Here is a 23898-nt window from a genome sequence, read left to right on the forward strand (position 1 = left end):
TCATTTTTTGACCATGACCCAGAAAATCGTCAGGGGAGAGTCACGAATCACCTGAGTGACGATTTACAGGCGACTGAACATGAGATAGGCAATCACGCCGCCAGCGACGACTAAACACCCCCCAAGACGGCGTAGTGTCTGATCATCCTGGTTGCTCAACTGACTGATCAGTTTGCGCCAGCCCCTGGGTGCCAGCAATGGCCCCAAGCCTTCCAGAATCAGGACCAGCCCGACGGCCAGCCAGAATGTTTGACTCATCGTTTTACCCCGCTCTCGACTTACCATCCCCGGTATCGGACAAAAAAAAAGACAAGGCCATGCCTTGTCTTTTTGTCAGCACTGAACCCGCTTAGTTCAGGCCGTTTGATTCTTTCATGTATTTGAAGAAATCACTGTTCGGATCAACTACCAGAATATCCTGTTTGGAACTGAAGCTGTTCTCGTACGCTTTCAAAGAACGCAGGAAGTTATAAAACTCCGGATCCTTGTTAAACGCAGTCGCATAGATTTCAGCCGCTTTTGCTTCAGCATCACCGCGCTGGATGCGGGCAATACGTTCGGCTTCAGAAATAATCTTGGCGACTTCCAGCTCAGACTGAGCACGGATAACCTCGGCTTTTTCTCGACCCTGAGAACGATGCTTACGAGCCACCGATTCACGTTCAGCACGCATACGGCGATAGATAGACTCGCTGATCTCATCCGGCAGGTTGATTTTCTTCATGCGGAAATCAACCACTTCGATACCAAGGTCACGGGCACTGATCTGAGTTTCAGCCAGTACATCGGCCATGATCTTGTCACGCTCGCCTTCCAGTTCTCTTCTGGGAGCGACTTCCTGCACAATTTCAGACGCAATGGCCACGCTTTCATCAACGGGTGCAGCAGCGCCGGCATCCACGTTGTTGCCACGATCCGGACCAGACACTATCTGTTTGATCTCTTTCGCACCGATCTGTGCACGCAGACTGTCAACCACTTTGCGTTTCAGCAGCCCTTCCGCCGTTGCGGTATTACCGCCACCGGTTGTCAGGTAATACTGACCGAAGTCCTGAATACGCCACTTCACATAGGTATCGATGATCACATCTTTTTTCTCAGAGGTAACAAAACGGTCAGCCTGATCATCCATGGTCTGAATACGGGCATCCAGCTTACGAACACGGTCAAATACCGGTACTTTGAAGTGCAGGCCCGGCTCATACACACGCGTCATGTTGCTGGTGTCATCTTTAATGATTCGACCGAAACGAACCACAATACCACGCTCGCCCTCTTTGACGACGAAGACGGACATCAACACCAGAGCGATGAGAATGACTACGAGCGGGATAATTAACTTACGCATAATTAATATCTCCCCTGACGACCAGAATCAGCACGCGGTGCCGCTGGAGTAGGATTCACATTTTCTGTCTTCTCCAGTTCAATACCGTACGAGCTGGATGGGCTCATTTGCTGTTTACTGCCTTCCGCCTGATTCATCAGCTTGTCCAAAGGCAGATAAAGCAGATTGCCACCGGATTTCGAGTCCACCATCACTTTGCTGGTGTTGGAGTAAACGCGTTCCATGGTGTCCAGATACAAGCGATTACGGGTTACTTCTTTCGCTGCATTGTACTCAGGTAACAGTTTCTCGAACTGAGCCACTTCACCCAGTGCGCCGTTCACCACTTTCTCGGTATAACCTTCCGCTTCTTTCTTCAGACGTTCAGCACGACCTGTTGCTTTCGGCAGGATATCGTTGCTGTAGGCTTCCGCTTCGCGCACAAAGCGCTCCTCATCCTCTCGGGCCGCGATCGCATCATCAAATGCATCTTTCACAGCTTCCGGCGGACGGGCTGACTGGAAGTTCACGTCCACAACCAGAATACCCATGTCATATTTATCGGTAATCTTATCGATATCCGTCTGGGTATTGGCACGAATGGTCTGACGGCCACGGGTCAGGGCTTCATCCATCGTGGAGTCACCGATCACCGCACGCAGAGCAGAATCCGTTGCCTGGCGCAGACTGTCGTCCGCATTGGTCACACTGAACAGGTACTTCTGTGCATCAGAAACCCTGTACTGCACTTCCATTTCAACTCTCAGGACGTTTTCATCCTTCGTCAGCATCAGACCTGAGCTGCGCAGAGAACGAATCGCCTGTACGTTGACCAGCTCAACATCATCGATGAAGGTAGGTTTCCAGTTCAGACCAGGATCGACCATTTCATAGAATTTACCAAACCGAAGTACGACGCCACGCTCAGCTTCGCCAACAGTATAAAACCCTGAAAAGCCCCAAATCGCAGCCGCGATAACAGCAATAACACCTAAGCCGACAGCACCGCCGCCGCTCGAAGGTCCACGCTTATTCCCAAAAATACCACCAAACTTACGACTCAGTTTTGCAAACACTTCATCGAGATCAGGCGGCCCTTGTTCACGACCACCACGATTATTGTTCCCCCAAGGGTCCTTATCGCGGCCACCGTTGTTTCCAGGCTCATTCCACGCCATTATAGAACTCCATCAATATGATATGACGACAGTTTTTATTACTCTAGCAGTCCATCAGGCAAGGATAAAGTCATCCAGCCCCTGGTGCTCTCTTTTTTGCAGTCGAGCCCATTCTGCGATGGGTAAACGTACATCCAGTATCAGGTTACCATTTTCTTCATACTCTTCCCTGACAATCGCCCCAAGCTGATAAAACTTGCTCCGGAAGCGACCGATCACTGCCGGCGGCAGACGCAGAGTATGGGTGACCATAGTTCCGGACAACCGCTCCGTCAGTGCCGTGAAGAGCAGATCAATCCCGGTTCCTTCGCGGGCAGAAACCCAGACACACCGTGGAATACCGTCTTCGTCGCGCTCAATACGCGGCTCAGCTTCTTCCAGGTTGTCAATCTTATTCATGACCACCAATACCGGAACATCACTGGCATCGATTTCTTCCAGGACGGTGTTGACCGCATCGATATTTTCCCGATAACGCTCATCACTGGCATCCACCACATGTAACAACAACGCGGCTTCCTGGGTTTCTTTCAGTGTGGCTTTAAACGCAGCCACCAGATCATGCGGAAGATGGCGGATAAATCCGACCGTATCAGCCAGAATACTGGTTCCCACATCCTCCACATCGATTTTCCGCAATGTCGGATCCAAGGTGGCGAATAGCTGATCCGCAGCATACACCCCGGCATCCGTCACCCGGTTAAACAAGGTAGACTTACCGGCGTTGGTATAACCGACTAACGAAATGGTCGGAATATCGGCCCGGCTTCTGGCTCGGCGGCCCTGATCCCGCTGTTTGGAAACTTTATCCAAACGGCGCAGAATCGCCTTGATCCTCTCACGCAGCAAACGACGGTCAGTTTCAAGCTGAGTTTCACCCGGCCCGCGCAGACCTATCCCGCCCTTCTGTCGTTCAAGGTGGGTCCAGCCGCGGATCAAACGGGTAGAAATATGACGTAACTGCGCCAGCTCGACTTGCAGCTTACCCTCATGGGTTCGCGCGCGCTGAGCGAAGATATCCAAGATCAATCCGGTTCTGTCCAGAACCCGGCATTTGCACAGCCGCTCCAGATTTCGCTCCTGGGCAGGCGAGAGTGAATGGTTAAAAATGACGATCTCGGCGTTTTCCGCTCTGACCGCATCGGCAATTTCCTGTGCTTTACCTTCTCCCACGTAATACTTAGGGTGGGGAGACTGTCGGCTGCCTGTTATCACACGCAGCTGATTGACTCCCGCCGAGGAGACCAGCATTTCAAACTCGCTGAGATCTTCCCATTCCCCTTCTTGCGTGAAGTTGATATGAACAAGAATTGCCTGTTCACCGGCTTCATAACGGTCAAACAAGCAATCAACTCCTTATCGAAGAATATTATTCTTCTGTTTTTTCCTGGCCACGTTCTGTTGTCGGACGATCACCTGAATGGTGATGATTGACCGGACGAGCCGGCACGACAGTAGAAATAGCGTGCTTGTACACCATTTGGTTGACCGTATTTTTCAGCAGGATCACGAACTGGTCAAATGACTCAATCTGTCCCTGGAGCTTAATACCATTGACCAAGTAAATAGAAACCGGGATTCTTTCACGACGCAGCGCATTCAAAAACGGGTCTTGTAGAGATTGCCCCTTAGCCATTCTTTCTTTTCCTTATTTGTTTGTAGTTGTATGTTTCAATGAACAAAAAACAATACGCAAAGCAGAGATGAGTATACACGTTAATCAAACCTCACGGCTAACGGAGTTTGTGACTGTTTGTAACGCTTTCTCTACATCACTGCTATCCAACCAAGTCAGCGCTTTCCAGCTGCGAAGCCAGGTAATTTGCCGCTTGGCTAACTGACGGGTTGCACAGATTCCGCGAAACACCGCTTCATCCAGTGTGCAGTTGCCGTCAAAGTAATCCCACATCTGTCGGTATCCAACACAGCGTACTGACGGGAGATCCGGATGCAGATCCCCCCGCTCATACAAGGCTCGAACTTCCTGTTCAAAGCCTGCTTTGATCATCTTGTCAAAGCGCTGCTCGATCCTCTGATGCAGAATAGCCCTATCCATGGGTGTTATCGCAAATTGGTGTACCTGATAAGGTAATGTTTCCCCCTGCGTTTGGGTCAACTCAGTTAAAGTTTTACCTGAAATTCGGAAAACTTCCAATGCCCGCGACAATCGTTGTGGATCATTTGGATGGATCCGTGTCGCAGAGACAGGATCAATTTGTTGCAATTCCTGATGTAAAGCCTGCCAACCCTGCTCCCGGGCTTGTTGTTCAATCTCAGCACGAATCGCCGGATCAGCCTGCGGCAGTGGCGAAAGCCCCTCCAGCAATGCCTTAAAATAGAGCATCGTGCCGCCAACCAATAATGGAATGCGACCAGCTGCCACGATATCTGCCATTTCTTTGAGGGCATCTTCACGAAAATCAGCGGCTGAATAACTTTGTGACGGATCACGAATATCGATCAGCCGGTGCGGTGCCTGAGCCAGCTCAGCGGCATCTGGTTTCGCGGTACCGATATCCATATCACGGTAAATCAGTGCAGAATCCACACTAATAAGCTCAACAGGCAATTGCTGACGTAAACGGATTGCCAGGTCGGTTTTTCCCGACGCGGTCGGCCCCATCAGAAAAATGGCCTGTGGAAGAGATTTAGTCATGTTTAAACGCTTCTAATGCCGGCTGCAAATCGACCGGACGCAGCAACCGGGAATAATAAGATTCCAGGGTACTCCCCCAGAGTTGTTCGAGTTCACCCAGCAAAGTAATGGCCTGAGACAAGCTAAAGCGTTCACTGTTCACCGACAGTTCGGCGGAAAGCCAGTCCAGCAAAGCGTCCCAGTAATCGGCCTGACTCAGTTGATCTCCTGCCTCTGACAAGGTGCTGAGCTGAGCCAGTAACGCCGGGATCAATACTTGCAGGTTCTGCTGACGAAGTGGCAGGCTCACCGCCAGGATCACCAGTTTATCCTGCCCTTTGGCCCGGATCTGAATCCCCAGTTTCTGCAATACCGCGCTGTGCTGGCCGGCGCTTTGGCTTAACCGCTGTGTGGTTGGGATCACGAGCGGGATCAGCAATGGCTGGGGTTTCAGGCCGTCATGACGGGCAAATTGCAACTGCCCTTTGATACGCAGCTGATCGGCCTCTGTGAGCGATAACAAAGCGACATCAGCACCATGACTGACCAGCAAATAACGCTCAGCAATCACGGTCAGCGCTTTGCCCAGTCCGTGCTCAGGCTGGCTGTTGAGTACCGGAGTGCGCTTGACCGGCTCCGGCGCATCACGCCAGGCATTGGCAGGTGGCGTATTCTGCGGCTGGCGTGACATCGGCTCAGGCTCTGCCGCTGCGGCCTGGGTTTGCATCAATGCCTGATAGGCTGCGACTTCCGCCTTGGAAGGCGCTTCTCCACCAGGCTGACGAGGCGAGTGGCTCCGGGCACTGGTAGCAGGACGGGACGACGCCGAGGCAACAGTGGCCCTCTCCTGCTCTGGCCGGACGGACGGACGGACTGAAGTGACCGACGCATCGCTGTGTCGCCATTCTCTTGCCGGCGCTTGTCGCGGGTAGGCCGGGGTATTGGCAATGGCATCCAGAGCGTTGGCAGACGGGACGTGCGTGCTATCGGTGTCTGGTACCGAGTCAGGCTGGCTGCTGAGCGGTGCTGGCTCCTTGATCTGATAAGCATCTGGCTGGCCGGCATCGCCGCGTGCCGATGCTCGCTCTGGTGCCGAGTACAGGCTGGTTTCAGCGCCACTCTGCTGCAAGGCACTTTGCACACCCTGATAGATAAAATCATGCACCAGACGGGCATGGTGAAAGCGGACTTCATGCTTGGCCGGATGGACGTTGACATCCACCTGGTGCGGGTCGACCTCAATAAACAACACGTAAGCCGCGTACTGCTCTGCGGCCAGCGCACCTTCAAATGCCTGACGGATCGCATGATTGATCAGCTTATCCTTCATCATCCGGCCATTGACATAACAGTACTGAATATCGTTCTGTGCCCGTGCCCCTTGCGGAGTACAGATCCAGCCTGACAGGCGCAGATCACCGTGTCCCAGCTCCAGTGACAGCGCATGTTGCAGAAAACCCTGCCCGCACACGGCGGCCAGCCGGCGCTCTTTTTGCGCCTGTGTCTCTGCGGCACGATACTGGCGGATCAGTTTACCGTTATGACGCAGCAGTATACTGGCATCAAACCGACTCAGTGCAATGCGCTTGAGCAGTTCATCAATATGGGCAAATTCGGTTTTTTCGGTGCGGAGAAATTTACGGCGGGCCGGGGTGTTGAAAAACAGATCCAGCACTTCCACTGTCGTGCCGACCGGGTGAGCTGCCGGTTTGAGCTGTACCGTCATGTCACGCCCTTCGGCATAAGCCGACCAGGCTTCCGGCTGCGCGTCGGTACGGGAGGTTAGTGTCAGGCGGGAGACCGAACTGATACTCGCCAGTGCCTCCCCCCTGAAACCCAGACTGGCAATCGCTTCCAGATCATCCAGCGTGGTAATTTTTGAGGTGGCGTGACGGCTGAGCGCGAGTTGCAGCTCTTCTTTCACGATGCCTACTCCGTTATCACGGATGCGAATGGTGCGGCTGCCGCCTTTATCAATGTCGATTTCAATACGGGTTGCGCCAGCATCCAGACTGTTTTCCACCAGCTCTTTCACCACAGAAGCAGGGCGTTCCACCACTTCACCGGCGGCGATCTGGTTAGCCAGCCTGGCTGGTAATATCTGAATGGGCATAATCAAGTCTGCAATTAAGTGCTTGGAATTTTAAGTTTCTGGCCCACCGCCAGAGTATCTGAGCTTAGCTGATTCGCTTGCCGGATACTACTGACGCTGACCCCATAATGGGCAGCAATTTTACCGAGGAACTCCCCGCGGCGTACCGTATGCTCAACCAGCTTGCGCTGAACCGCAATTTTCAGTTTCTGACCGACGGCCAGTTCATCTGAGCGCAAAGCGTTCGCCTGACGAATGCTGTCGACCGTTACTTTATACTTGCTGGCGATCTTACCCAAAAACTCACCCCGCTGCACGGTATGCACCACAGTGCTTTGCGTGATGCTGGCCACGGCGGCACTGCTGTTGGCGGTACCGCTGCTGTGGCTGGCTGCTTTACCGGCAGGAATGCGCAATATCTGGCCCACTTTCACCACATTGGATGACAGTTGGTTCATCTGACGAATAGCCTGTACCGACGAGTTGTATTGATCGGCGATCACGCTCAGTGACTCGCCACTGGCGACTTTGTGCTTGATCCCGTGTTTACGGGCTGCAAACAAGGTCCCTTCCGGTGGTTTCTCATTGAAATAGGACAGTACCCCTTTATACACCGCCTCTGACAGCTTGTTCTGGTGACTGGTGCTGTTGAGCAGACGCTCCTCGCGCGGATTGGTGATAAATCCGGTTTCAACCAGCAGAGAAGGGATATCCGGCGATTTCAGCACCGCCAGGCTGGCATGCTCGGGCTTGGATTTATGCAGCTTAGTCACTTTGGCCATTTCGTTCAGTACCCGGCTGGCGACGTCATACCCTTCTTTTTGCGAATGGCTGAACTGCAAATCCAGCACCGCCATACTGAGGTACTGATCGTCCTGTCCGCCGGACAGCACATCGCCGCCACCCAGCAATTCAGACTGCTTCTCGTGCTGCTCAAGCCAGCGACCGATTTCTGTATTGGCGCGGCGGGTATTTAAGACCCAGACAGAGGCCCCTTGCGGCTGCGGTTTATGAAAGCCGTCCGCATGGATAGAAACCAGCAAATGCGCTTTGTTCTTGCGGGCAATTTCCGAGCGTTTGTTCAGATTGACGAAGTAATCCCCGCGACGAGTCATGACCGCTTTCATGCCTGGTGTGGCATTAATCCGGTCAGCCACCTTACGGGCAATGGTCAGCGTGACATTTTTTTCATACTTCCGGCTTGGGCCGATGGAGCCGGGATCTTCCCCACCATGGCCGGCATCAATGGCCACGATAATATCGTCATTGCCGTAAGGCAGATGGATACTGTCGACCGCTGTTGCCTTGCTGCCCGTGTCCGCCGATTTGACCGTTTCGGTTTTAGCCGCGTGCGGTAGATCCAGCACCAGGCGGTGACTGTAATGACCATCCGGCGTCGGTGGTAGTTTAAAAATCTTGGGGGATGTGGTGGCGCGGGTTTCAAACACCAGACGGGCTGTCCCGGTTTCCGGGGGGCTGCTGCTGCGAATTTTCGTCAGGACATCACTGTCTTTCACCACCACCGGCAGCGACGATTTCAACGACGTATCCTTCAGATCAATCACCAGACGATCAGGTTTAGTCAGCGTAAAATAGGTAAAAGTCGGCTCTTCCTCCATGTCCAGCACGACCCGGGTTTCATCCGGAGCTGGCCAGACACGAATCCCTTCTACTTCATTGGCCAGAGCTGAGCCGCTCGCTATCCCGGCAAGAAAAACCGTCAAAGAAAAACTTCTGCGCCACCCCATTGAATCAACTCTGCTCCAGTTTCTTTAACACTGCCATCCCGTAGCCGTTGTTCGCCGTCACTTCAACCTGACGGTGCTGATCTACGTAGCGAAGTTCAATATCCAGATCCGGCGCCGGTAGCAGTCCAGTGCCTTTCTCCGGCCATTCCACCAGGCAGATGGCATCCGGCGTAAAATAGTCACGGATACCCATAAATTCCAGCTCTTCCGGATCGGCCAGGCGATAAAGATCAAAATGGTAAACCTGCCAGGGCGGCAGTTCATAAGGTTCAACGAGGGTATAAGTCGGGCTTTTTACATTACCCTGATGACCCAGCGCGCGGATAAATCCCCGGCAAAAGGTCGTTTTCCCTGCACCTAAATCACCGTGAAGGTAAATCGTCGTCTGCCGCTCACAGGCCAGAGCCAGTTGTTGGCCAAAGGCCACCGTTGCCGCTTCATCGGCCAACACAATATTCAATGTCTGCATTGTTGTCGTTATCTTTATCTTAGATTTATCAATTGTCGAATATACGCAAAGAGATCACCGGCCAGCAAGCCGCGTTCCCCTGACTCTGCCGCCAGATCAGCCGCCCGGCTGTGAATCCACACACCCGCCCGGCCTGCTTGCGATAGCGTCAGCCCTTGTGCCAGCAGTCCGCCAATCAGTCCTGCTAATACATCGCCCATGCCACCTGTCGCCATGCCAGGATTACCGGCCAGGCAGACATAATACTGCCGGCCATCATACACCACAGTGCCAGCCCCTTTCAGTACCACAACACCACCATAACGCTGCTGGATTTGTTCCGCCGCCGCAAAGCGATCCGCTTCGATGTCTGCGACGGTCAGATTGAGTAATCGGGCAGCCTCACCTGGGTGAGGCGTTAAAATTCGGTTCTCTTTATAGTCTGGTGTCTGCGCCAATAAGTTCAATCCGTCGGCATCCAGCACCAATAACAGATCCTGTCGCGCCTCGCTGTATCTGGTCCAGAGCGCTCTGCCCCATATGTTCTGGCCCAGGCCGGGCCCCAGGACGACGACATCAGCCCAGCCAATCCGGCTGCTGAGCTGTTGATTCGCTTGATCACGGCCCGGTTGCCAGCCTTGCGCCATTATCTCAGGACGCGCGGTCTGAATTGCCAGCACATTGTCAGTATGTGTGACGGCCGCCGTCAGACCTGCACCGGTTCTGGCACAGGCTTCCGATGCCAGACGGATCGCACCGCCCATGCCCTGATCGCCGCCCAGACAGAGCACCCGGCCGTAACTGCCCTTATGGGCTGTCCGCGAGCGCGGCGGCAGCATGGCGGCGACATCATCTTGCTGAATGACTCTGGCACAGGCCGGTTGCAGCTGCTCGAACACCTCGGCAACCCCCAGCCCGGCAAAGTTTAGCTCTCCCCTGTATAGGGCGGCCTGACCGGTCAGCAATCCTCTTTTCATGCCAATAAAAGTGACCGTCTGCCAGGCTTTCACGGTTGCCCCCAATGTCTGGCCGGTATCCGCGCACAAACCCGACGGGATATCCACAGCAATCACAGGTTTACCGGAAGCGTTCAGCGTTTTTATCAGGGCGGCAGCATCCTCCCGCACGGCACCGGATAAGCCCGTCCCCAGAATGGCATCAACAATCACATCAACCGCGGGATCAATATGTGCCTTTGGGGTGTCTATCTTGCCACCGCATGCTAGCCAAGCATCCCGGGCCAGTGCGGCATCACCCTGCAAGCGGGACGCTTCCCCCAACTGCCACACGGTGACGTTTAATCCGGCTTCATGCGCCAGACGGGCAACCACATAACCGTCACCGCCATTATTACCACCACCGCAACAGACCAGCACATGTTTTGCCGTATCATGGTAATGCTGAAGGCAGTCAAATACTGCCAGGCCTGCATTTTCCATTAACCGGTACATAGGCCAGTCCAGCTGTTGCGCAGCCTGCTTTTCACCCAATCGAACCTGCTCGGGCCGATAAGCGGATGTGGGAAACGCCTGATCTGTCATGTCGCACGAATTCCTTCGCTCTGCGTCTGCTTATCAAAGCACACCATACTGGACATATACTTTAAAATAGTGCCGAAAAGCATTTCAGGGCACAACAATCTGTGCCGTATTTTTCGCCATTGCCCATTATTTTTCACTGTGTGAATTGTGCTACACTCCGGCCCCCGATTCATCCACCAGACGGCAGCCACATCATGCTCGACTATCAACAGCTTGCGAATGACATCAAACAATGGGGCAAAGACCTGGGTTTTCAGCATGTCGGCATCTGCGATGTTGATCTGTCAAAGCACGAGGCACAGCTACAGCGCTGGCTGGATGCCGGCTACCACGGCGAGATGGACTGGATGGCGCGTCATGGCATGATGCGGGCCCGACCGGCTGAGTTATTACCCGGAACGGTGAGAGTGATCAGTGTCAGGATGAACTACCTGCCACCGGAAGCCGGCTTTGCTCAAACCCTGAAACAACCGGAAAAAGCCTATATCAGCCGTTATGCCCTCGGCCGGGATTATCATAAACTGGTCCGTAACCGCCTCAAACAGCTGGGCCAGAGAATCGAACAGGTTGCCGGTGCTTTTGGCTACCGGCCTTTTGTCGATTCTGCGCCGATTCTGGAGCGCCCGCTCGCGGAAAAAGCCGGACTCGGCTGGACGGGCAAACACTCCCTCATCTTAAGTGAGGACGCAGGTTCCTGGTTCTTTCTCGGTGAGTTGCTGATTGATTTGCCTTTGCCCACAGATGAGCCCGTTGATCATCAATGCGGTAAGTGTGTGGCCTGCATCACCAGTTGCCCGACTCAGGCCATCGTCGCTGAAGGTGTGGTCGATGCGCGTCGTTGTATTTCCTACCTGACCATAGAGCTGGATGGCCCTATCCCGGAAGAATTCCGTGAAGCCATGGGGAACCGGATTTACGGCTGCGATGACTGCCAACTCGTGTGTCCTTATAACCGGCAATCGGCAATTACGGATGAACCGGATTACCACTGCCGTCCTCAGCTCTATCAGCAGGATCTGCTGACATTATTCCACTGGGACGAAGCCACATTTTTGAAGAACACCGAAGGCTCCCCCATCCGACGCATCGGCCATCTCAAATGGCTCCGCAATCTCAGTGTCGCCATTGGCAATGCGCCCTACGCACCTGAATTGCTTAACGCTTTGATTGAACGCAAAGGGTTAGACAGTATGCTGGATGAACACCTTGACTGGTCAATCCGTCGTCAAATCGCCAGACGGGATGAAGCGCGGGTTGATGTCGTGACCAATAAAACCCAGCGACTGATTCGCATCGTCGAAAAAGGGCTTCCCCGGGACGCCTGAAACCAGTCACCGCGCTTCCCCTCCGTTTGCGGGTGATTCACGGGCTACAAAACGCGATCCCGATCAGCCTTTTTTGTATGTGGAAAACAATTTCATTTGCACCATTTTGGTTATGAACACTGGTTATTAAGCACAAGCTGAAGCTGTTTGATTTAAGAATGTTATTCACCATGATCATTATATGATCACCCTGTTCACAACTTTGAGGCCACCACAATAAATCACATGGAAAACAATACGTTATACGCAGGCTGTTTGATTGATTTTCTGTTGATAATGGGGATAATTTTTTAAATGCACAGAGTTATGCACAGACAGACAGCACAACTAATCAACCGACTTACCCACAAATAAAATGATGTGGATAACTCTGTGCATTAGATGATGCAAATACAGAATTTAGTTTGAATTACAGCATCCCGGACGTATAAACACACATGTGCTTTGGAGCTGTTTCGATGAGCAGACAAGACTGTAGTGTAGCCCATATTGGCTAAACAACATTGACTGTCATCATTGATGGTCGCCAATACTTCTCAGTATGGGAGTACAGAGCATCTTATTCTCAGACAAAAAAACAACCTTTCGGCTGTCTTCACTGATTTGGGATGATGTTGATTTCAGCTTACTGAAACTTCTGTAAGCTTGAGGCGGTCTGGACACTGTCCGATAGAACCTCGCGAGGTAAAGTTCTGACCTCTAAGACTATTACTTCACAGTAATGGTTTGTGATTTTACAGCTTTCAATGTATTAAGCTGTGATCTTCCTATCAAGTAGGAAAACTGGAGCAACACACAAGATTCCTGCGCTTCAAGGAGCTCAGCGTGACCTCAACCTTGGCAAGGTTGCGCTTGACCAACTGAGTGAGTGTCGCATTTTGTTTCACCGTTGAGCACGATGACAGCTCGCTTTTTCAAGCTAAGAATCTGGAGCGACACACGAGGTTCCTGATCTTCAAGGAACTTGGCGTGACCTCAACCTTGGCAAGGTTGCGCTTGACCAACTGAGTGAGTGTCGCATTTTGTTTCACCGTTGAGCACGATGACAGCTCGCTCTTTCAAGCTAAGAATCTGGAGCGACACACGAGGTTCCTGATCTTCAAGGAACTTGGCGTGACCTCAACCTTGGCAAGGTTGCGCTCTACCAACTGAGCTAGTGTCGCATCAATTTTCACCGTTGAGTACGATGACAACTCGCTTTTTCAAGCTAAGAATCTGGAGCGACACACGAGGTTCGAACTCGTGACCTCAACCTTGGCAAGGTTGCGCTCTACCAACTGAGCTAGTGTCGCATTTTGTTTCACCGTTGAGCACGATGACAGCTCGCTCTTTCAAGCTAAGAATCTGGAGCGACACACGAGGTTCGAACTCGTGACCTCAACCTTGGCAAGGTTGCGCTCTACCAACTGAGCTAGTGTCGCATCAATTTTCACCGTTGAGTACGATGACAACTCGCTTTTTCAAGCTAAGAATCTGGAGCGACACACGAGGTTCGAACTCGTGACCTCAACCTTGGCAAGGTTGCGCTCTACCAACTGAGCTAGTGTCGCATATTTTCTTAAAAAAGAAAATTGGTTGCGGGGGCCGGATTTGAACCGACGACCTTCGGGTTATGAGCCCGACGAGCTACCAAGCTGCTCCACCCCGCGTCCGTATTGTTTCACCGTCAGGTACGATGACAACCGCTTTTCTTCAAGCAAAGAAAGCTGGAGCGACACACGAGGTTCGAACTCGTGACCTCAACCTTGGCAAGGTTGCGCTCTACCAACTGAGCTAGTGTCGCATTTGATAACCTGATAGTAATCAAGCCATCTTGTAATCTTTGGTTGCGGGGGCCGGATTTGAACCAACGACCTTCGGGTTATGAGCCCGACGAGCTACCAAGCTGCTCCACCCCGCGTCCGAATTGTTTCACCGTTGAGCACGATGACAGCTTTGAATCTGGAGCGACACACGAGGTTCGAACTCGTGACCTCAACCTTGGCAAGGTTGCGCTCTACCAACTGAGCTAGTGTCGCATGGACATGCCTGAGTCTTTACCAACTCAAACTGTCGTAAAATTCGTTGGTTGCGGGGGCCGGATTTGAACCGACGACCTTCGGGTTATGAGCCCGACGAGCTACCAAGCTGCTCCACCCCGCGTCCGAATTGTTTCACCGTTGAGCACGATGACAGCTTTGAATCTGGAGCGACACACGAGGTTCGAACTCGTGACCTCAACCTTGGCAAGGTTGCGCTCTACCAACTGAGCTAGTGTCGCATGGACATGCCTGAGTCTTTATCAACTCAAACTGTCGTAAATTCGTTGGTTGCGGGGGCCGGATTTGAACCGACGACCTTCGGGTTATGAGCCCGACGAGCTACCAAGCTGCTCCACCCCGCGTCCGAAAATACTGAAAAGCAAACTAAAACATTATTGCCTTTCGAGGCTGCGCATTATACGAGGAAAACAGGCGGATGCAATAGTTCTGAAAAAAAATCTCCGCCTTTCCGTTTAAGCGTTCATTAAAGCATCAAATCTTAAAAATTTGCTCACGATAGAAACGCAGTTCAGCAATCGATTCACGAATATCATCCAGCGCCAGGTGCGAGCCCTGCTTATGGAAGTTGTCCAGCAGCTCAGGCTTCCAGCGACGAGTCAGCTCTTTCAGTGTGCTGACATCCAGATACCGATAATGAAAGTATTGTTCTAATTCCGGCATGTGCCTATACAGGAAGCGACGATCCTGACCTATGCTGTTACCGCAAATCGGCGAAGCGCCTTTGGGCACCCATTGTTCGAGAAATGCGATGGTCTGACGCACCGCTTCCTCCTCATCCACCTGACTTTGCTGCACCCGGGCAACCAGACCACTATGGGTATGAGTATTGGTGCACCAGTCATCCATCTTGGCCAGTTCCGCAGGTGGCTGATGAATGGCCAGTACCGGCCCCTCAGCCAGAATGTTGAGCTGGGCATCGGTCACTATGGTCGCAATTTCAATGATTTTGTGTGTATCGGGATCCAGACCTGTCATTTCCAGATCGATCCAAATCAGGTTCTGATCGCTGATTGTCATTGGAATTTGCCTATTTGATGACTAAAGCATGTATCATACTTAGCCTGAAATGAAAGCCAACCAAACAGAACGATATTCTTGTGGCAAAAAAGAAAAAGTTAACTAAAGGTCAGAGCCGACGTGTCCGCTCTAACCAAAATAAGCGCCTGACGAAGGGCATGGAAGATATCCAATGGGATGAAGCCCTGCTGGAGAATGCCCGTGAAGGCTTGGTGATCACCCGATTCGGCCAGCATGCCGATATTGAAGATCCGGAAACAGGCACCATCCACCGCTGTAACCTGCGTCGCAGTATTCAGAGCCTGGTTTCTGGAGATCGCGTTGTCTGGCGGCCCGGTGTTGAAGCCCTTCAGGGCATCGCCGGTGTGGTCGAGGCAGTCCATGAACGAACTTCGGTGCTGACCCGCCCGGATTACTACGATGGGGTGAAGCCGGTGGCGGCGAATGTGAACCGCATCATCATCGTCTCTTCCGTGCTGCCTGAGTTGTCGCTGAACATTATCGACCGCTATCTGGTGGCTGCCGAGACAGTGGAAATCAAGCCGCTGATTGTGCTGAACAAAGTCGATTTGCTCGATGACGACACCCGTCAGCAGGTCGAGCGCACCCTGTCGCTGTATCAAGCGATCGGCTATGAGGTGCGTTACGTCAGCACCATGACAGGAGAAGGCTTAGCGGCACTGAAAGCGGATCTGAAAGATCACGTCAACATCTTTGCCGGTCAATCCGGGGTGGGGAAATCCAGCCTGGTCAATGCCCTGATGCCGGAAGTGGAAGCCGAGATCGGCGATGTGTCAGAGAACTCGGGATTAGGCCAGCACACCACCACAGCCGCACGTCTGTATCACTTTGCTGAAGGCGGAGATCTGATCGATTCACCCGGGGTTCGCGAATTCGGACTGTGGCACCTGGAGCCTGAACAAGTGACGAACGCTTTCGTCGAATTTCGCCGTTATCTGGGCGGCTGTAAATTCCGCGACTGTAAACACAAAGACGATCCGGGTTGCTTACTGCGCGAAGCATTACAAGACGGAAAAATTAGTCAGGAACGCTTCGACAGTTACCATAAAATCATTGAAAGCATGTCGGAGAACGTTGCGAACCGTCAGTTTTCCCGGAATAAACAAAATTAATCGGCTCTGCGTCATCAACTGCGAGCTGGCTCCCTCTTCGCGTGCGCTCTCCTGACTTCATCACTGAAATCAGGTAGAATCCGCAGCCCGGGTCAGCGCTACTGATGGCGAAGAACCAAGTTATTGATTTATAGAGAAATCGGAATCTTATTGTGAGCGATAATCTGAAAATTGGCCTGCAATACTGCGCGCCCAAACATGCCCTGACACGTCTGGCCGGTAAACTTGCCGACCTGAAAGGGGGCTTTGTCACCACAGCGGTGATCCGCTGGTTTATCAACCGCTATAAAGTGGATATGGCAGAAGCCCGTCACGAAGACCCGGCGTCTTTCGCCACTTTCAACGATTTCTTTGTGCGTGAACTCAAAGAGGATGCCCGTCCGCTGAACGACGAAGCCGACGTATTCTGTCATCCGGCCGATGCCTGTGTCAGCCAACTGGGCCCGATTGAAAAAGGCCAGCTGATTCAGGCCAAGGGCCATTACTACGACGCCGTTGAACTGCTGGGCGGCGATCAGGCGCTGGCAGAAGAATTTGCGGACGGGAGTTTCGCCACCCTGTATTTGTCTCCGCGGGATTATCACCGCGTCCACATGCCATGTGACGGCACCCTGCGCCAGATGATCTATGTACCGGGCGATCTGTTTTCGGTCAATCCGCTGACCGCGGAAAATGTGCCCAACCTGTTTGCCCGTAATGAGCGCGTGGTCTGTATCTTTGATACCGACTTCGGTCCGGTTGCTCAGGTCCTGGTGGGAGCCACGATTGTTGGTAGCATCGAAACTGTTTGGGCCGGTACGATTGCACCGCCACGCGGCCCTGTGGTTCGCCGCTGGGATTATCCGGCCGAAGGTAATCAGGCCATCACCCTGAAGAAAGGCGAAGAAATGGGCCGTTTCAAACTGGGCTCAACCGTGATCAACCTGTTCCCGAAAGAGATGGTGACCTTTGCCGACAATCTGGCACCCAATGTGGCGACCCGGATGGGTGAGGCTTATGCCCGTCTGACTGCATCGTCAGTGGCTGAGCCGGTGACAGACGACAGCGACGCTTAACCACACCGCGAACGCTGATTAACAAAAAAGGGACGGATTCGTCCCTTTTTTGATGCGGTATTTTGATCTCACCCACCATATGCATCTCATTGAGAATGCTATGCTGTCCGTGCCCTTTTTTATACAGAGCACCGGACATGCAAGCATCGCTATCGCTACTGCTGAAATTACTGATTGCCTTTGGCCTGCCTTTTGCCCTGCTGCAGGTCCCGACGCCCTCGCTGCCACTGGGTGAGCTGACGCTGGTGCAGCACAGGTTACTGGCCATTTTCGTGATGGCAGCTCTGCTCTGGATATTAGAGCCCGTGCCTGTCTATGCAACATCCCTGCTGATCATCGTGCTGGAGCTTGTTATGCTCTCCGATCAGAGCCTGCTGTTGTTTCGTCAGCCGGCAGACGCCACCCCGCTGGGTCAGTTCATTGCCTACACCGATATTTTCCACGCCTTTGCTTCGCCGATCATCATGCTGTTTCTCGGTGGCTTTGCCCTGGCGATTGCCGCCGCCAAGTATCGGCTGGACACCAATCTGGCGCGTGTGCTGTTAAGCCCTTTTGGCTCACAGCCACGCTATATCATGCTGGGACTGATGCTGATCACTGCAGTGTTTTCGATGTTTATGTCCAATACCGCCACCACTGTCATGATGCTGGCACTGCTGGTTCCTGTTCTGGCAACAGTGCCCAGAGACGACAACAGCATCAAAGCACTGGTACTGGCGATACCGGTTGCCGCCAACACAGGCGGGATTGCCACCCCGATCGGCACACCGCCCAATGCCATTGCCTTACAATATCTGAGCGACGAGCACAGCATCAGTTTTCTCGGCTGGATGGCGTTCGGACTGCCCTTTGTGATTGTGCAGCTGGCACTGGCCTGGTGGCTTCTGCAACGGCTTTTTCCCACCCGGCATCACACCTTGGCGTTGCATCTTGAAGGGCAGTTTCAGCGCAGCTGGCAAGCCTGGGTGGTCTATCTGACGTTCGGACTGACCATTGTGCTCTGGCTGACAACGGCCTGGCACGGCATGAATGCCTATGTTGTCGCCCTGCTCCCGCTGACAGTCTTCGCGCTGACAGGGATCATCGGCAAAGAAGAGCTCAAACTCTTCAACTGGGATGTGCTCTGGCTGGTGGCTGGCGGGATCGCCATTGGCATGGCACTGGATCAGACCGGGCTGGCCGGACAGCTGGCCCATGCGATTGACTATGCCAGCCTGCCGTCTCTGCTGATCCTGATCCTGCTCTCGGGATTGTGCTGGCTGATGGCCAATTTTATGTCGAATACAGCAACTGCCAACCTGCTGATGCCCATTGGGGCTGCGATTGCCACCTCGGTCCCTTCGCTGGCCGGGGCGGGAGGATTGACGGCCATGCTGATCATGCTGGCTTTCTCTGCTTCGTTAGGCATGGTGCTGCCCGTTTCCACCCCGCCCAATTCCCTGGCCTACTCCACCGGCCTGATTGACAGTCGGGACATGATGAAAGTCGGGGTGCTGGTCGGCCTCAGTGGCCTGTCGGTCCTGTACCTGGCAGCATTAATGGCTTTATCCGTGTAACTCAACCCAGAAAGAGCATAATTCTGGCATCATGATCACATCCTAACAATGGACTGCACAATTAGGCATCAAGCAAACATCAGATTCGCTGATAATTCCGAGTGACTCACTATTTACTTCTGCCCATTCTTTTCACAGTAAAAGAAAGTCAGGGAATGAACTCGGGATTGCAGTATGAAATTCACGATAAAAATGAAAATCCAGGTGGCCATTGCAGCCATCATCGCTACCGTCAGTGCGATTCAGGCTGGCATTTCGGTCACTCAGCTTCGCACCGAAACCACCCATGAAGTCAATGCGCAGATGCGTGCCGCCGGCGCAGCCACCAGCGATTACATTGCTGACTGGCTGGGTGCCCGTCGCGATATGGTCTTAGCCAACCTGCCGCTGATTGCAGCCGATAATAATATCGACAGAGAATTACTGCTGACCAAACGCGCCGGCAATTTTCTGTCTGTTTATGCTGGTTTCAGCGATGGCAGCATTGCCTACGGCGATAAAACGGAAGACTGGCCCGCGGACTACGATCCCCGCACCCGCCCCTGGTATCAGGACGCGAGCAAGTCCAGTCAGCTGATTCTGACTGAACCCTATCAGGATTTTGATGGCAGCCTGGTGGTGAGCTTTGCCCGTTCATTCAACGGTGAACGCCGCGGTGTCCTGGCTGCCGACCTGACCGTCACCCACATTATCGACAAAATCCTCAGCCTGACGCTGGACAACGCGGGCAGCGCTTTTCTGATTGACGGCAACAATACCCTGGTTGCTTATCAGGATACTTCGCTGAGCCGTCAGCCATTAACCCAGTTAGATCATGATCTCTCCGCCAGCTTTATCCGCAATGTGACCGACAGCCAGCAGGTGGCAGAGTTTCATTTTGATCAGGAAGGCAAAGACAAGCTGCTCTTTGTCTCGCCGATTGCCGGTACCGACTGGTCGGTGGGGATCATTGAGGATAAAGATCTGGCCTATGCCGCCATCGGGAAAACCCTGTCCTTTACCCTGATCGCCTCGGTGCTCATGTATGTGGTCATCGCACTGCTGGCCGGCTGGATCATTAACAGCCTGCTGCGTCCGCTCAGTGAACTCAATCGCTCAGTGAACTCAATCGCTCAGTGCACGCGCTGACCCAAGGCAATGGCGATCTGACCCAGCGCATTGCCATCCAGCGCATGGATGAAGTTGGCGAACTGGCAGAGAACATGAACCTATTCCTCAGCCAGTTACAGCAGATGATCAAAGGCATCGTCTCCCGCTCACACACCCTGGGTGAGCAGGCCGAACAATCATTTCAGCAGGCCAGTCAGGCTTCAGAGCGGGTGCACGGTCAGCAGAACGAAATCAACCAGATTGCCACCGCCATCCACCAGATGTCGGCCACCGCTGCCGAAGTGGCGAGCCATGCTGAACTGACCGCCTCGGCAGCCCAGTCCTCGACCCATGCGTGCGATCAGGGCCAGACGGTGATCAGCCAGAACCGCGAAGCCATCATGTCGCTGGCCAATCAGATCCAGGATGCCGCCACTGTCATCCAGACACTGGAAGCCAATGCGCAGAACATCAACCATATTCTGGCCACCATTCAGGGGATTGCCGAACAGACCAACCTGCTGGCGCTCAATGCCGCGATTGAAGCCGCCCGGGCCGGCGAGCAAGGCCGCGGGTTTGCCGTGGTGGCCGATGAAGTTCGGGTCTTGAGCCAGCGTACCCACGACTCAACCGAGGAAATCCGGGCCATGATTGACACGCTGCAGGGCAATACCCGCCAGGCCGTCAACAGCATGGGCGCCAGCACAGAGCTGGCCGGGCAAAGTGTGGATTACGCCCAGGCCGCCAGCGACAGCCTGAGCCAGATCACCCAGTCCATCGCCGAGATTTCTGAGATGGCCACCCAAATTGCCAGCGCGGCAGAAGAGCAGCGTGCGGTGAGTGAAGATATCAGCCGCAACACCCAGGCGATCCGCGATGTCTCTGATCATCTGGCCATCCAGACGCAGGACGTCAGCCAAAGCGCCCAGGGTATGAATCAGGCCGCCAAAGCGATGCGCGACGACGCCTCACGCTTTAAGATTTAACCCCGCCATTCCCGCACGGTCAGCCCGAACAGGCTGGCCGTGTCCGTTTTTCTGCTGATCAATCCGTACCATTTTCTGCCGCTTTACTGCATGATAGGCCACCATTCAGCATCACAAACTGCCTCGCAGTGCTTTCGAATAAGGATATCCATGGGTTACGAATGGCTGGCGCTGGCCGCCGCTCTGTTGTGGGCTGTCAGCAGTTTAATCTCCGTCACACCTTCACGCCATCTCGGCGCCTTTGCCTACAGCCGCTGGCGCATGGCTTGCGTCACTGTGATGCTGTCCGCTATGGCACTCATCAATGGTGGCTGGGCCAGTATGACCCTGGATCTGGCGTTGGTGATGGCACTGTCCGGACTGATTGGTATTTTTATCGGTGATACTGCGCTGTTTGCCTGCTTCAACCGGATTGGCCCGCGCCGGGGCGGCCTGTTGTTCTCCTGCCATGCGGTCTTCTCGGCGCTGCTTGGCATCTGGCTGTTTGATGAAACCTTACTGGGCTGGAAACTGGTCGGGGCGCTGCTGGTGTTTGCCGGTGTGGTGACGGCCATTCTCTTCGGCCAGAAAAGCCAGAAGCATCAAATCGAAGCCATCACCGGCAGTTTAGCGATTGCTGTGGTACTGGGCCTGACGGCGGCACTGTGTCAGTCGCTGGGCGCAATTATCGCGAAACCCGCGATGCAAACCACACTGGACCCGGTCGCCGCTTCGGCGATGCGCATGGCCACGGCATTCGGCGCTCACAGTGTACTGCGCCTCAGTGGCGCCAAAATTGCCAAACCGCTGCAGCCGATCAACTTGTCGATCTTTGGGATGGTGGCCCTGAACGGCTTTCTGGCCATGGCCGTCGGGATGACGCTGATTCTGTTTGCCCTGCAGCACGGTGATGTCGGGATGGTGGCGCTGTTATCTTCCACCACCCCGATCATGATTTTGCCGCTGCTGTGGATCTACACCCGGCACCGACCGCCAGGCGCCGCCTGGCTGGGCGCATTGCTGGCCGTCGTCGGTACCAGCTTCATACTCAGTCTCTGAGGCCGGGCTGCCCGATCGTCGGTCAGGCGATTGTGACCGGAAAGGCGGTCACTGCCGCGATGTGGGTTTGCCCCAGGGCCAGCATCACCAGACGATCAATCCCCAGCGCTACGCCGGCACAATCGGGAAAGCCAGCCTTGAGCGCGGCAACCAGATGCAAATCGATCGGCTGTGCCGGCAGCCCCATCGCCCCCCGCTTGGCATTGTCGGCTTCAAAGCGAGCGAGCTGTTCATCGCCGTCGGCCAGTTCGTGAAAACCGTTGGCCAGCTCAATGCCTTGAAAATACACCTCAAAGCGTTCAGCAACCCGGTGATCAGACGGGCTGATCCGCGCCAGTGCCGCTTGTGAGGCCGGAAAATCATACACAAAGGCCGGCACCTGCTGGCCAATTGCCGGCTCTACCCCCATGCTGAACATCAGTTGCAGCAGGGTGTCTCTGTCGGTTTCATTCGCCGCCACCTCGCCGAGGTTCAGCGGCAGCGCTGCTTGCTTCAACTCGGCCATCGAGGCGGTCAGCGGACAGACCTTCAGCACCTGTAAAAAGGCCTGCTGATAACTCATCCGTTCGGCAGCAGTACACCGCAGTACCAGTTGCAGCAGGGCATCCATTTCATCCATCAGCGCATGGTGGTCAAACCCGGGACGGTACCACTCCAGCATGGTAAATTCCGGGTTGTGGTAACGGCCGGACTCTTCGTTGCGAAAAGCCTTACCAATCTGATAGATCGGGCCACTGCCCGCCGACAACAGACGCTTCATGTGAAATTCAGGGCTGGTCATCAGATAGAGCGTCTGCCCGTGGGCAAAGCCGGGGCCGACAAATTCCGTCTGGAAGGTATGCAGGTGAATGTCGGTGACCGTGGCCTGGCTCATCGCCGGGGTATCTACCTCCATTACACCGCGATGTGCGAAAAATTCACGCACAGACGCCAGAATTGCGGCCCGCTGGCGCAGGTTTGCCAGATCCGCCGTGGGTTGCCAATGCATTGTCATAGAAGAGTCTTTTTCATCTGAGTCGAAAGGGGTGAAGCCAAAACGGGGCATGAAAACAACAAAGGCCGCATCATGCGGCCCTTGTCTGCTCACACGAAGGAATTACTTCACGCGGCTGACGTATTCCGCAGAACGGGTATCAACCTTGAGCACTTCACCGATTTGAATGAACAGTGGCACACGAACCACAGCACCGGTAGACAGAGTCGCAGGTTTACCGCCTGTGCCCTGAGTATCGCCTTTCAGGCCCGGATCCGTCTCAACCACTTCCAGCTCAACAAAGTTCGGTGGCGTCACAGCAATCGGGTTGCCGTTCCACAGAGTCAGCGTACAAGTGTTGTTTTCGACCAGCCATTTCGCATTGTCGCCCACTGCCTTCACATCAGCCGCGATTTGCTCAAAGGTTTCATTGTTCATGAAGTGGTAGAATTCACCGTCGTTGTACAGGTAATCCAGTTCAATATCGACAACGTCTGCAGCTTCTACAGAATCGCCGGATTTGAAGGTTTTTTCCAGAACCTTACCAGACAGCAGTTTGCGGATTTTAACCCGGTTAAACGCCTGGCCTTTGCCTGGCTTTACAAATTCGTTTTCGATAATGACACAGGGTTCATTATCGAGCATAATTTTCATTCCGCCGCGGAATTCATTAGTGCTGAAAGACGCCATTTTTTTCCTCTTAACATCTTCGAGT

18 protein-coding genes, 13 tRNA genes and 1 pseudogene are annotated in these 23898 nt (G+C 53.7%); 6 read left to right on the forward strand and 26 right to left on the reverse strand.

Annotated elements, in window-relative coordinates:
• Positions 1 to 63 precede the first annotated feature (63 nt).
• From LN341_RS14160 to LN341_RS14205, 10 genes are all read right to left on the reverse strand, one after another.
• On the reverse strand, positions 64 to 258 hold the full coding sequence (locus LN341_RS14160) for a DUF2065 domain-containing protein (protein WP_046222549.1): 195 nt from the start codon (positions 256 to 258) through the stop codon (positions 64 to 66).
• Positions 259 to 349: 91 nt separating this feature from the next.
• Entirely contained in the window at positions 350 to 1348 is a 999-nt protein-coding gene (gene hflC / locus LN341_RS14165; RefSeq protein WP_046222548.1) for a protease modulator HflC, read from the reverse strand.
• Positions 1349 to 1350: 2 nt separating this feature from the next.
• Positions 1351 to 2505 carry an FtsH protease activity modulator HflK gene (gene hflK, locus LN341_RS14170; protein ID WP_046222547.1) on the reverse strand — a complete coding sequence of 385 codons (1155 nt, stop codon included), beginning with the start codon at positions 2503 to 2505 and terminating at the stop codon, positions 1351 to 1353.
• A gap of 54 nt (positions 2506 to 2559) precedes the next feature.
• Positions 2560 to 3849 (reverse strand): ribosome rescue GTPase HflX, encoded by a 1290-nt coding sequence (hflX, locus tag LN341_RS14175; protein ID WP_046222546.1) that lies wholly within the window; start codon positions 3847 to 3849, stop codon positions 2560 to 2562.
• A gap of 25 nt (positions 3850 to 3874) precedes the next feature.
• On the reverse strand, positions 3875 to 4141 hold the full coding sequence (gene hfq / locus LN341_RS14180; RefSeq protein ID WP_027254057.1) for an RNA chaperone Hfq: 267 nt from the start codon (positions 4139 to 4141) through the stop codon (positions 3875 to 3877).
• 84 nt (positions 4142 to 4225) lie between these two features.
• A complete protein-coding gene (gene miaA / locus LN341_RS14185; RefSeq protein ID WP_046222545.1) occupies positions 4226 to 5161 on the reverse strand; it encodes a tRNA (adenosine(37)-N6)-dimethylallyltransferase MiaA in 936 nt (311 codons plus the stop codon).
• Entirely contained in the window at positions 5154 to 7253 is a 2100-nt protein-coding gene (mutL, locus tag LN341_RS14190; RefSeq protein ID WP_234203644.1) for a DNA mismatch repair endonuclease MutL, read from the reverse strand. The genes miaA and mutL overlap by 8 nt, the downstream gene beginning before the upstream one ends.
• Positions 7254 to 7267: 14 nt before the next feature.
• Entirely contained in the window at positions 7268 to 8980 is a 1713-nt protein-coding gene (locus LN341_RS14195) for an N-acetylmuramoyl-L-alanine amidase (RefSeq protein ID WP_082095881.1), read from the reverse strand.
• A gap of 4 nt (positions 8981 to 8984) precedes the next feature.
• Entirely contained in the window at positions 8985 to 9449 is a 465-nt protein-coding gene (gene tsaE, locus LN341_RS14200; RefSeq protein ID WP_046222543.1) for a tRNA (adenosine(37)-N6)-threonylcarbamoyltransferase complex ATPase subunit type 1 TsaE, read from the reverse strand.
• A gap of 14 nt (positions 9450 to 9463) precedes the next feature.
• Positions 9464 to 10969 (reverse strand): NAD(P)H-hydrate dehydratase, encoded by a 1506-nt coding sequence (locus LN341_RS14205; RefSeq protein ID WP_234203646.1) that lies wholly within the window; start codon positions 10967 to 10969, stop codon positions 9464 to 9466.
• Between the two features lie 194 nt (positions 10970 to 11163).
• On the opposite strand from LN341_RS14205, the gene queG reads away from it, so the two are divergent.
• Entirely contained in the window at positions 11164 to 12294 is a 1131-nt protein-coding gene (gene queG / locus LN341_RS14210; protein WP_046222541.1) for a tRNA epoxyqueuosine(34) reductase QueG, read from the forward strand.
• A gap of 784 nt (positions 12295 to 13078) precedes the next feature.
• Here queG and LN341_RS14215 read toward each other — a convergent pair.
• The 14 genes from LN341_RS14215 to orn all read right to left on the reverse strand — a co-directional run bounded on the left by LN341_RS14215 (position 13079) and on the right by orn (position 15353).
• Positions 13079 to 13169: transfer RNA gene (locus tag LN341_RS14215), tRNA-Gly, on the reverse strand.
• A 53-nt stretch (positions 13170 to 13222) separates the two neighbouring features.
• Positions 13223 to 13313 (reverse strand) — tRNA-Gly (locus tag LN341_RS14220).
• A 53-nt stretch (positions 13314 to 13366) separates the two neighbouring features.
• Positions 13367 to 13457, reverse strand: a tRNA-Gly gene (locus tag LN341_RS14225).
• A gap of 53 nt (positions 13458 to 13510) precedes the next feature.
• Positions 13511 to 13586: transfer RNA gene (locus LN341_RS14230), tRNA-Gly, on the reverse strand.
• 53 nt (positions 13587 to 13639) lie between these two features.
• Positions 13640 to 13715 (reverse strand) — tRNA-Gly (locus LN341_RS14235).
• A 53-nt stretch (positions 13716 to 13768) separates the two neighbouring features.
• Positions 13769 to 13844, reverse strand: a tRNA-Gly gene (locus LN341_RS14240).
• A gap of 22 nt (positions 13845 to 13866) precedes the next feature.
• A tRNA-Met gene (locus LN341_RS14245) sits at positions 13867 to 13943 on the reverse strand.
• Between the two features lie 58 nt (positions 13944 to 14001).
• Positions 14002 to 14077, reverse strand: a tRNA-Gly gene (locus tag LN341_RS14250).
• Positions 14078 to 14117: 40 nt separating this feature from the next.
• Positions 14118 to 14194 (reverse strand) — tRNA-Met (locus LN341_RS14255).
• Positions 14195 to 14236: 42 nt separating this feature from the next.
• Positions 14237 to 14312 (reverse strand) — tRNA-Gly (locus LN341_RS14260).
• Positions 14313 to 14359: 47 nt separating this feature from the next.
• Positions 14360 to 14436 (reverse strand) — tRNA-Met (locus tag LN341_RS14265).
• A gap of 42 nt (positions 14437 to 14478) precedes the next feature.
• Positions 14479 to 14554 (reverse strand) — tRNA-Gly (locus LN341_RS14270).
• Between the two features lie 46 nt (positions 14555 to 14600).
• A tRNA-Met gene (locus LN341_RS14275) sits at positions 14601 to 14677 on the reverse strand.
• Positions 14678 to 14807: 130 nt separating this feature from the next.
• A complete protein-coding gene (gene orn / locus LN341_RS14280) occupies positions 14808 to 15353 on the reverse strand; it encodes an oligoribonuclease (RefSeq protein WP_046222185.1) in 546 nt (181 codons plus the stop codon).
• 80 nt (positions 15354 to 15433) lie between these two features.
• Between orn and rsgA the strand changes: the two genes are divergently transcribed.
• The 5 genes and pseudogenes from rsgA to LN341_RS14305 all read left to right on the forward strand — a co-directional run bounded on the left by rsgA (position 15434) and on the right by LN341_RS14305 (position 22210).
• On the forward strand, positions 15434 to 16486 hold the full coding sequence (gene rsgA / locus LN341_RS14285) for a small ribosomal subunit biogenesis GTPase RsgA (protein WP_046222184.1): 1053 nt from the start codon (positions 15434 to 15436) through the stop codon (positions 16484 to 16486).
• A 152-nt stretch (positions 16487 to 16638) separates the two neighbouring features.
• Positions 16639 to 17541 carry an archaetidylserine decarboxylase gene (gene asd, locus LN341_RS14290; RefSeq protein ID WP_046222183.1) on the forward strand — a complete coding sequence of 301 codons (903 nt, stop codon included), beginning with the start codon at positions 16639 to 16641 and terminating at the stop codon, positions 17539 to 17541.
• A gap of 137 nt (positions 17542 to 17678) precedes the next feature.
• Complete coding sequence (locus LN341_RS14295) at positions 17679 to 19097, forward strand: DASS family sodium-coupled anion symporter (RefSeq protein WP_234203647.1); 1419 nt, start codon at positions 17679 to 17681, stop codon at positions 19095 to 19097.
• A gap of 174 nt (positions 19098 to 19271) precedes the next feature.
• Positions 19272 to 21172, forward strand: a pseudogene (locus tag LN341_RS14300) (methyl-accepting chemotaxis protein).
• Between the two features lie 150 nt (positions 21173 to 21322).
• Positions 21323 to 22210 carry a DMT family transporter gene (locus LN341_RS14305; protein ID WP_046222180.1) on the forward strand — a complete coding sequence of 296 codons (888 nt, stop codon included), beginning with the start codon at positions 21323 to 21325 and terminating at the stop codon, positions 22208 to 22210.
• A gap of 22 nt (positions 22211 to 22232) precedes the next feature.
• On the opposite strand, the gene epmA is transcribed toward LN341_RS14305, so the two are convergent.
• Complete coding sequence (gene epmA, locus LN341_RS14310; RefSeq protein ID WP_046222192.1) at positions 22233 to 23204, reverse strand: elongation factor P--(R)-beta-lysine ligase; 972 nt, start codon at positions 23202 to 23204, stop codon at positions 22233 to 22235.
• 102 nt (positions 23205 to 23306) lie between these two features.
• Positions 23307 to 23873, reverse strand: coding sequence for an elongation factor P (efp, locus tag LN341_RS14315; protein WP_027254071.1), 567 nt, complete (start codon positions 23871 to 23873; stop codon positions 23307 to 23309).
• Positions 23874 to 23898: the final 25 nt, after the last annotated feature.

The organism is Photobacterium sp. TLY01 (assembly GCF_021432065.1).
GTDB lineage: Bacteria > Pseudomonadota > Gammaproteobacteria > Enterobacterales > Vibrionaceae > Photobacterium > Photobacterium halotolerans_A.